At 44.7% G+C, this 9,420-nt stretch carries 8 protein-coding genes; 1 reads left to right on the top strand and 7 read right to left on the bottom strand.

The features are described from left to right. Positions 1-590 precede the first annotated feature (590 nt). Positions 591-1,244 (top strand): lactate utilization protein, encoded by a 654-nt coding sequence (locus LZ23_RS13250; protein WP_045214887.1) that lies wholly within the window; start codon positions 591-593, stop codon positions 1,242-1,244. Positions 1,245-1,396: 152 nt separating this feature from the next. On the opposite strand, the gene tkt is transcribed toward LZ23_RS13250, so the two are convergent. The 7 genes from tkt to LZ23_RS13210 form a co-directional block, all read right to left on the bottom strand. Beyond that, positions 1,397-3,379 carry a transketolase gene (gene tkt, locus LZ23_RS13245; protein WP_045215453.1) on the bottom strand — a complete coding sequence of 661 codons (1,983 nt, stop codon included), beginning with the start codon at positions 3,377-3,379 and terminating at the stop codon, positions 1,397-1,399. 593 nt (positions 3,380-3,972) lie between these two features. Beyond that, positions 3,973-4,428: a ribose 5-phosphate isomerase B gene (gene rpiB / locus LZ23_RS13235; RefSeq protein ID WP_045214884.1), complete on the bottom strand. Its 456-nt coding sequence runs from the start codon at positions 4,426-4,428 to the stop codon at positions 3,973-3,975. Positions 4,429-4,431: 3 nt separating this feature from the next. Continuing rightward, positions 4,432-4,797, bottom strand: coding sequence for a hypothetical protein (locus tag LZ23_RS13230; RefSeq protein WP_045214882.1), 366 nt, complete (start codon positions 4,795-4,797; stop codon positions 4,432-4,434). A 186-nt stretch (positions 4,798-4,983) separates the two neighbouring features. Further along, entirely contained in the window at positions 4,984-5,748 is a 765-nt protein-coding gene (locus tag LZ23_RS13225; RefSeq protein ID WP_045214880.1) for a hypothetical protein, read from the bottom strand. Positions 5,749-5,764: 16 nt separating this feature from the next. Next, complete coding sequence (locus tag LZ23_RS13220) at positions 5,765-7,453, bottom strand: tetratricopeptide repeat protein (protein WP_045214878.1); 1,689 nt, start codon at positions 7,451-7,453, stop codon at positions 5,765-5,767. Between the two features lie 42 nt (positions 7,454-7,495). Beyond that, on the bottom strand, positions 7,496-8,251 hold the full coding sequence (locus LZ23_RS13215) for an HD domain-containing protein (protein ID WP_232300494.1): 756 nt from the start codon (positions 8,249-8,251) through the stop codon (positions 7,496-7,498). Further along, the gene (locus tag LZ23_RS13210) at positions 8,244-9,200 is read right to left on the bottom strand and encodes a sigma-70 family RNA polymerase sigma factor (RefSeq protein WP_045214876.1); all 957 of its coding nucleotides are present in this window, start codon (positions 9,198-9,200) and stop codon (positions 8,244-8,246) included. Before LZ23_RS13210 ends, LZ23_RS13215 begins: the two co-directional genes overlap by 8 nt. Between the last annotated feature and the right edge of the window lie 220 nt (positions 9,201-9,420).

The raw sequence follows: 9,420 nt of genomic DNA, 5'->3' as shown, positions 1-9,420 counted from the left end.
GTAATTGAGAATCAATCATATGTAAAAATCTTAAAATTGTGAAAACTATAACCGTCTGATTTTGTTGATAATTTGATTTTAGTTACTTAGAAGTTATCATTGCTGCGAAAAAGGTTCAAGGAATTTATAAACCAGGCAGCAAAGAAGCCAGATCCCTTTCTGCGGATAGATGAAATGTAATAGTTTAGCCCTTTTTAAGGAAAGCAGGGGACAGGCACTCTGGGCGCCACTTGAGGATCAACCGATGATTTAAACGTCTCACTTTTGAGACAAGTGGGTCCCGGAAGAGCCAGTCCCCGTGCCACATGCAAATGGCTAAACTATTACGATGAAATAAGTTTCTATGCAGTGTTAAGAGTTGCCAACCAGCATGTTGGTGGTTACGGTAAGGGCACAAGTACTGGTGAAGCAGAAGATTTGCAAGCGCATAGTTTCGATTTTTGAAGGTACCCTTTTGTTATGTTGTGAATGAATCTTCCGTGAAAATCGCCAAAACCTGCAAACAGCGAATCTCTGTATTTGATGCTTTGTAACATTTGCGGAAATAGATTATAACTCGCTGATCAAATACCACGAAAAAAGGAGAAAAAATGAGTAGTGAAGTCAAGAAATTCTGGAATATCAAGCTGGAACGGATTAAGGAGAATCTTGAGGAAAATAATTTTGAATGCTTTCTTGCCCAGGACAGGTATGAAGCAAAGGAGCTGGTCCTGAACTCCATTATCCCGGGGTTAAAGCCTGAGACTATAAGCTGGGGAGGATCGGTTACTTTTAAGGATACGGGTCTGTATGAAGCTTTAAGGTCAAATCAGGAATGCAGTGTTATGGATACCTATGACAAATCTGCAGGGCCTGAAGCTGCCTATGAGCTGCGACGACAGGCTTTGCTGAGCGACCTTTTTGTTTGCGGGACCAATGCTATTACAGAGCAGGGCTTTCTCGTCAATCTGGACATGTTTGGAAACAGGGTGGGAGCCATTGCCTTTGGACCGCGAAATGTACTGATTTTAACGGGGCGTAACAAAGTAGTGGCTGACATTGACGAAGCCATGGATCGCATTAAGGATTATGCTGCTCCAGCCAACACCATGCGCTTAGATAAGAAGACTCCCTGTGCCAAAACAGCATATTGCCATGACTGCAACAGTCCTGATCGTATTTGCAATGTCTGGACTATTACTGAGAAATCTTTTCCCAAAGGAAGGATAATTGTTGTGCTTATTAATGAGGACATGGGGTTGTAGTAATTTAAGTTTTGACATGCTTTCATATTGCCCGTCCGGGTAAAGTCCCGGACGGGCATATTCATATTTGTGGAAGATAATAACTTAATTGTAAGCACTTTATTAAAGGAACGTAAGGAGGCCAGCTAAACTGTCAGGTAGTAATTTTATGCTTATTTCTGCAGTTCTTCCTGAACATACCGGGTAAACTTATCTGCTGTAAAGCCAAACTCATCAGCCAGCACTTTTCCTGGAGCTGACTCTCCAAATCTTTCCAGACTGTATACATGTCCGTCTAATCCCACATAACGGTACCAGATGTCGCCTTTACCGGCTTCTATGGCAAATCTTTTTCTGACAGTTCTGGGCAATACCTGTTCTTTGTAATCATCATCCTGCTGCTGGAAGATTTCTAAGCAGGGGGCGCTGACTACACGGATACGGGCAGGCCTGAGTCGTTCTGCAGTTTCCAGGGCAATGTGCACTTCAGAGCCTGTGGCTATGATTATGGCTTCAGGGTCTTGTGCATCTTTTAAAATATAAGCTCCACGCTTAACACCTTTTTCCAAATGGGGATATTGGGCCATGTCCAAGGTTGGCACACCCTGTCTGGTGAGCATGACAGCGCTGGGAGTCTCAGTCTGGCTCAGAGCCAGTTTCAGGCAGATTCTGGTTTCCTGAGCATCAGCCGGGCGGTGGACATGCATATTGGGTATAAGCCTGAGTGAACTTATATGCTCTACTGGCTGATGGGTAGGCCCGTCTTCGCCTACATAAAAAGAGTCATGAGTGAAAATATGAATTACGGGCAACATCTGCAGGGCAGCCATGCGCAAAGCATTTCTGGCGTAATCTGAAAAAACCAGAAAAGTTGCTCCAAAGCCGATAGTACCTTTGTGCAATGCCATTCCATTTAGAATGGCGGCCATGGGAAACTCTCGTACACCAAAGGGGAGATATCTGCCTGAGGGATTGTTGATGTTGTGGAAAATTCCTGCTGTTTCTCTGAATTTTACAGTCTGGTTGGATGGGTCAAGGTCTGCTGATCCTCCCAGGAGATTAGGCAGATCATGCATTAATGAGTTAAGGCAAGCGCCAAAAGCTTTGCGAGTAGCAACTGCCTTTTCTGGTTCAAACTCAGGGAGTTTTATTTTGTCAACATCAAGAGGGGAGTTGATTACCTGCCAGAATTGATTAAGGTTTTCATTGGTCTGTAAAAGATCATCCAGTTTGCGTTTCCAGGCATCAGCCTTTTCACTCAGACTGGAAAATCTGTGCTGAAAATGATCAACTACTTCAGATGGCAGGTAAAATTCTTTATCTGAGGGCAAGTGAAGGTTTTCTTTTGTTTTGTTGATTTCTTCAGCAGAAAAAGGAGCACCGTGGGTATCCTCGCTACCTTCCATGGTGGCACTTCCTTTAGCCATTGTGGTGTGCCCGATAATAAGAGTGGGTCTCTGGTCTTCAAGTCTGGCAGCGTTAATTGCCTTTTTGATCTGATCATGGTCATGGCCGTCGATTTCAAGTACCTGCCAGCAAAAGGCATCAAATATTTTTTTGTAATCTGAACAGTCAGCTCTGTCTGTAGGTCCTGCCAGCTGTATTTTATTGCTGTCATAATACACTATGAGCTTGCTGAGGCCCCATCCGCCAGCCAGGGCTGCGCTGCCAAGTGCTATAGGTTCCTGTAGATCACCGTCGGAAGCCAGCACATAAGTAAAATGATCGCATATGTCCGCACCAAGCTTTGAGCGCAGAAAGGATTCAGCCACAGCCATGCCAACTCCCATTCCAAAACCCTGGCCGAGAGGGCCGGTGGTAGCTTCAACTCCTCTGGTCATATGATGTTCAGGGTGGCCGGGTGTCTTGCTTCCCCACTGGCGAAAATTTTTTAAATCATCAAGAGTGAGGAATCCGCTCATGCAAAGAAGGCTGTATAAGAGCATTGATTCATGTCCTGCAGAAAGAACAAACCTGTCACGGTCAAACCATTGGTCATCTTCAGGATCAAATTTGAGAAAATCCTTGTAAAGAATGTACAGATAATCAGCTGAAGACATGGCCCCGCCGGGATGGCCGGAATTAGCCCTGCGGGTTGCATCCATTATCAGGCCTTTAATTACATTAACAGCTTGTTGATCAATTTGGTTTGTCATAAAAGTTTCCATTAAACTGGGTTAAAAGTTAATTATTTGCTCCTTGCCCGGGGGGGCCGGGAGCGAACTTGGGAGTGACTGTCTTTAAAGTGGAGCCTGCATCCTGCAGGCTATTTAATTCCAGGCGGCTGGAAGCCGCCTCCACCTTGAAGAACTGTCACATATTTGTTCCCCTGGGGCGGCCCGGGACCGAACCTGCGAGTAACTGTCTTTAAAGTGGAGCCTGCATCCTGCAGGCTATTTAATTCCAGGCGGCTGGAAGCCGCCTCCACATTGAAGAGCAGTCCCATATTTGGAAATTGGGACAGTCCCCGCGAGGTACTATAAAAAAGATTGATACTGCGTTGGTTCCTGGAAGAAATTTGCTTTGATGAAAAAATCTACACAGCGAGGGACAGTCCCCCTCCGGGCTGTAAGCCTCCGGGCAGGAAGCTGTGCCAGGCGTAAAGTTTCCATCTTTGACGTAACTTTTCTGGCAAATGTGCATCATTCATAAGCAAAAATCGTCACAATGTGAAAACTGTACACATCTGATTTTATAAGCAAAAAAATTGTAGTTAACTGTAAGTGATGACTTTTATGCGCAAAGGGTCTTATGTTGGCACCAGTTCGTCAATAAGTTCAATTCTTTTCAAGTGCCTGCCGCCTTCAAACCGGGCAGACAGGAAGGCCCTGGCAATGGCAGAGGCAAGGTCAATGCCGATAATTCTCTCACCAAGACATAACACATTGGCATTGTTGTGTTTTCTGGACATGACAGCCATATATTCATTGAGGCAGAGAGCCGCTCTGATGCCTTTTATACGGTTGGCGGTCATGGACATGCCAATGCCTGAACCGCAGATGAGAATGCCTGGGGCTTCATGCTCCAGTACGGAGTCACACAGCTTTGTGGCGTAAACAGGATAATCACAGCTTGATTTATCCATAGCTCCTACATCAATAACAGTATATTCCTGTCTGAATAGATTCATAAGAAATTGTTTGAGTTCATATCCAGCGTGATCTGATCCAAAAAAAAGCTGTTTAGTTGTTGCCTCGTTTTGCATAAATTAGTCCTTGGAATCCAGGTATCTGTATCCACGTTCCTGGACGAACAGATCTCTTCTGGCCTGGTATTCTTGTTGTAGATAAATTATTTCGTCTTTAAGCATGCCTGCCTGTTCCAAAGCAAGGCCTAATTCGGTGTTTTTGTCATAAGCTGTATCATTCGTTTGGGCATGTTTCAGCAAAAGGGTGCCGAGCCTTTCCTCTTCCTGCCTGAGACGTTTGCGAAGCTGTCTTGTTTCCCATCTATGGAAGTAATAGGTGAAAGACCACTTCATCTCTGTTAATATCAGCTTCCAGGCTACACCGAAGAGCTGAAGCGGCGTCAGGCTGTGTTTAAAATTGTGACAAAGTGTATTGTCTGGTTTCATAAAAAATTCCTCGTTACTGTCACTTGAGTGAAAAAATAGTGATTTTTTAGTGAGGCAGGGCACTATAACTGCTGGACCCACCTGAACATATTTTTTTGTACAAAAATTTCATTTATCGGGGATAAGCGGGTTCAGGAAGAACCAGCTCCCGTGCCATAAGCTAAGCACTGAACAGATACCAGAAAATTACAGTCCCGGAAGGTATACATGTTCAGCCTGCGGAGGGGCTTTAAGTTCCAATTGCCCTGGTTCCCACTCTAATTCTTCTAACTTTACCGATCTGATGCGTATCATGATCTTTTCGTCTCCGGGAAGATGCATTTCAAGTCTTGAATAATACGCAGCCTGGTCTACAATAGTATAACCTGTAAATTCTACTTTCCAGTCGTGACCGGACATGGAGAGCAGCTCTCCATTCATGGACACGGTCAAGCTCTGTATCCAGCTGTCCTGAAAGCTGTACTCCCAGCATCCGTTGCAGCGGCTGAATCCATAATACTCAGAAGGTATAAGGCCCCGCAGATCGCCAAGAAGAATTCTGGCAGTGGTCCTCAGATTAAACGGGCTGGCATACCCAATGTATGATGCCCCAATGCGACCATCGTAGTGGTGGTATTTGGTGTTTTCTCCAGGGAAATAGGCTTGCCATTCAAAAGGATCCTCGTACCACATGGTCACAGTCTGTCCAAATCCGGCACTGAGATCCATCCGGACGGGATAATCCAGCCTGCCCCACACAGCAGCCTGTAGTCGATTTCTGTCTTGAGGAGATATATAGGTAATGGATGCGTTAATGAGAAATGGCTGATCCTCAGGGAGAGTTTGAATTCTGTTGTGCATATCTTTCCAGACAAAATGGGCCGGCCGCTCCAAAGTGACTGTTTTGGGTGCGCAGGCCATGCTCAGAGTAAGCAGAACAATCAGAATTATCAGTCGTTTAAGATGATTCATTGCGGATCATTCAGCTTTAGTTGTTGGAAAGCTGCTGATGCAGGGTTTCAATTTTTTGCATAATTTCTTCAGGATTTTCAGGATCATATTCCAGGGCTTTCTTGTAGCCGTAGATAGCCAGGTCCGGCTTGTCTAAGGCAAGGGCAATGTCTCCGTAGTGTTCCCACACAATAGGGTCATCATCAAGAAACTCTACAGCTCTTTGAATTTCTGTCCAAGCTTTGGAATATTTACCCATTTTGTAATAGACCCATGCCAGGGAATCAATATAGTGACCGCTTGATGGTCTATATTGCAGGGCCCTGTTGATTAAAACCAGTGCCCTTTCAAGGTCGCGGTTTTTTTCTGCAAGAGTATAGCCTACATAGTTCAAGGCTTCATGGTGATCCTGGTCAATGGTTATTATTTTCTCCATGAGCTCAATGGTTTTTTCCCTGTTGCCTTTTTTATCCCATACCACACCTTTTCTGAATAAAAAATCTGTATCCATGGGCCATTTTCCAAGACCGTGTTCCAGTACATTCAAGGCAGCTGAATACTCTTCGAGAGTTTCAAGTATTATGGCCTCAAATAAAATAAAACTTCTCTCTCTCGGGTGCAGTGTTTGTCCTAAAGCAGACAGTTCCAAAGCTTCAAAATACTGCTCCTGTTCAAAATATATCTGAATGCTGAAGGATAATGACTGCATATGATAGTAGTCGTCTTCAGGAATGGCACTGAGGTAGGACAGTGCTCTGTCCGGGTCAGACCATCCCTGATATGCGGTCAGGGCAAGATAAAAGTATACTGTGGGAGGATAAGCTCCTCGATCCATGATTTGTTCTAAGATCTGCTGGGCCCCGGAATAGAAGCTGTTCTGAATAAACTGATATGCAGCATCTAATCGAAACTGATAATCTATTGGGCCCTGTTCTAAAATTTCGAGAGCACTATCCGGGTTGTTGAGTTTAAGGTGGAGTTCAACAAGACGCAGATACAAATCAGGACTTCTTTGACCAGACTGCAGCAGCTTTTTATAAATTTCAATGGCTTTGAGGTAATTCCTGTCCTGCTCGTATATGAATGCAAGTTCGGCCCAGGCCTGGAAAAAGTCTGGTCTTTGTTCAGTGGCTTGACGCAGATACGATAAGGCCTTGGACCTGTCTCCTATCATATTGCTTGCTCGTCCGATATAATAAAGCATTTCCGGAGTTTTCAGCTCTAATGGAACTTCCTGCAGCAAATCCACGACTTCCGGATATTTGCCCATTTCAATATAAAATGATGCCAGGTCCTGATATATATCGAGATCATCAGGAAAATTTCTTCTGTACCTCTCAAGAACATTCATGGATTCGTCCTCACGGTTTTCCAGGAGGTACAGTTCTGCGAGGACAATATAAAGCTGAGCTTTGTCAGGAAACTTATCAAGGGCTTCTTCCATGCTGGTCAGGGATTTGTCCTTTTCTCCCGCCCGCCAGTATGCCCTGGCTGCCTCCATGTAAAGATCAGGATCAGGGTGGTGTGCAAGGGCTCTGTCCAGCAAAGCTCCAGCCTGGTAGAAATTACCAAGGGCCAGTTCATCCCTGGCGCGCAGGTAGTAGTAAGTCAGGCTTGCTTCAGGGGACAATCTCCAGTGTACTTCCTCTTGAACCACAGGGGTTTTGGGGGCACATGCAGAGAGCAGCAGAAGGACTGATAGAAAATAGAAATGTGGTTTATTCATAATAACTTGAGAGCTTGCGAGTTAAAAATTATCAGGTACTTTTCAAGGAACGTCCTGTTTCAAAAGTCTGTAAACACCAGAGCCGATTTCAAGTCCGCATCTGATGAATTCAGGTCCATAAATACGGCCTGTCGGTGTGCGGAAAGTGTCTATGATTTTTTCCATCATTTGCAGACCTGCAGGAAATCTTTCAATAATTTCCTGTAAAGTCCACTCTTCGTAGTAGCATATTTCCCACAGGGTGGTTATGAAGTTGTCAGGCCCCCAGCGAAACTTGTCTGCGTCATAAAGTGCAGCACTTAGAAGCCTGCTTGAGCTCGTATCCCCCCGGGGCCAGGTTTTAAAGGCTTCATGAGTGCGTACAGCAAAAGCAATATTGTTTTTATCTTCGGTTGAAAGTGGGTAGTCCTTAAGAATAATTTCCGAGAATTCAGCAGCCTTAACGGCATGATCGTCTTCAAGACGGCAGATATCATGCAACAGTCCGCACATCTGGGCCAGAATGCAGAACTTCTTGCTTTCAGCAGGGTTATTTACTGTTTTGGTTTCAATGATGCCAAGGGTGCCTGCGTCAATGGCAACCAGTTTGGAATGTTTAATACCATGTCCGTATCCGTCGTTAAGAAATGGCAGTACATCTTCTCGCAATCGTACCATCAGGGGGTGTGTGAAGAAAATTTCCTTGGCAAGAGAATGCTCAGCTGCAAAATCAATATAAAAATCCAGATTGCACTGTCTCGCCATTTCCCGGGACTTTTCCCGCACATAAGTCAGTTTGTCTGTCATCTCATCAGTCATCTTGCAGCCACTCCTTGGAAAAGTCTGAAATGTTGCCTTTTATATGATTTTTGATTTTTTCCAGTAGACGGGCTTCAATCTGGCGGACCCTTTCTCTTGTGATGTTGTATTTCTCTCCAATTTCTCGGAGGGTCATGGGAGTTTCCGCGAGGAGTCTCAGTTCAATGATGTCCTTTTCCTTTTCATTCAGATTAGGTAAAAGCTCCTGAATATTGGTGTTCAGGATTTCAGCTGTTTCTTCCTGCAGCAGAATATCTTCTGCTCCATCTCCAATGGCCGGGATGAAATTCATGGGCGTCAGTTCAGAATCATCGCCGAGGGGCATGTCGAGAGAAAGATCATATTGACCAAGCCTTTGCCCCATTTCCACTACATCAGACTCTGAAACGTCAAGGTTTTGCGAAATGGTGTCAGAATCAGGTGAGATGCCGAGGGACTCCAATCGCTGTTTTTCCTTGCCAAGGTTGTAAAAAAGCTTGCGTTGAGCCTGGGTGGTTCCTACTTTAACCATGCGCCAGTTGTCCATTATGAACTTGAGTATATATGCCCGGATCCAGAAAGAAGCATAGTATGAGAACTTGATGCCTTTGTCCGGATCAAACTTTTTCAATGCCTTCATAAGGCCGACATTGCCTTCCTGGATAAGGTCCAGGACGTTTTTCATCCATTTACGCTGAAATTCCATGGCTATGCGAACCACAAGACGCAGGTTGGAAGTGACCAGCTTCAGTGCTGCGTCGCGGTCGTCGTTTTCTCTGAATTTTCTGGCCAGTTCAAATTCTTCCTCTGCGCTCAGGGGCGGAAAGCTGCCCAGTTCCCGCATATATATTTTAAGCGGGTCAGTTACAGAAGGAGATGAATTGGGCCTGGTGCAGATATCCTTGCAAATCTGCTGAGCCTTTTTTTTCTGCTCAGCAGTAAGTGTCACTTTTTTATCTTTTTTTTTCATAATTTTATAACAAGCCTCAGTCGGGTTGTCTGTTTTAAGACACTTTGCTGTATATAAGCAGAGAATCCGTCTATTGATGGCATGGCGAATGTCATTCTAACAGATATGAATGTTTCAGCTAGTGTACCTGCTTAGCGCTTACAAGTAACTGGAGTCGTTTTGCCAATAAAATCAGACGGTTACAGTTTTCACATTTTTACGATTTTTGCCTATGATACAT

It is taken from the genome of Desulfonatronovibrio magnus, assembly GCF_000934755.1.
GTDB lineage: Bacteria > Desulfobacterota > Desulfovibrionia > Desulfovibrionales > Desulfonatronovibrionaceae > Desulfonatronovibrio > Desulfonatronovibrio magnus.
The sequence above is the reverse complement of the archived record's forward strand: the minus strand, read 5'-3'. Positions and strand labels throughout refer to the sequence as shown.

What these genes read in the sequence shown, in the direction of transcription:
- LZ23_RS13250 (WP_045214887.1), top strand. Translation starts at nt 591, where the DNA reads ATGAGTAGTGAAGTCAAGAAATTCTGGAATATCAAGCTGGAACGGATT.
- tkt (WP_045215453.1), bottom strand. Translation starts at nt 3,379, where the DNA reads ATGACAAACCAAATTGATCAACAAGCTGTTAATGTAATTAAAGGCCTG.
- rpiB (WP_045214884.1), bottom strand. Translation starts at nt 4,428, where the DNA reads ATGCAAAACGAGGCAACAACTAAACAGCTTTTTTTTGGATCAGATCAC.
- LZ23_RS13230 (WP_045214882.1), bottom strand. Translation starts at nt 4,797, where the DNA reads ATGAAACCAGACAATACACTTTGTCACAATTTTAAACACAGCCTGACG.
- LZ23_RS13225 (WP_045214880.1), bottom strand. Translation starts at nt 5,748, where the DNA reads ATGAATCATCTTAAACGACTGATAATTCTGATTGTTCTGCTTACTCTG.
- LZ23_RS13220 (WP_045214878.1), bottom strand. Translation starts at nt 7,453, where the DNA reads ATGAATAAACCACATTTCTATTTTCTATCAGTCCTTCTGCTGCTCTCT.
- LZ23_RS13215 (WP_232300494.1), bottom strand. Translation starts at nt 8,251, where the DNA reads ATGACTGATGAGATGACAGACAAACTGACTTATGTGCGGGAAAAGTCC.
- LZ23_RS13210 (WP_045214876.1), bottom strand. Translation starts at nt 9,200, where the DNA reads ATGAAAAAAAAAGATAAAAAAGTGACACTTACTGCTGAGCAGAAAAAA.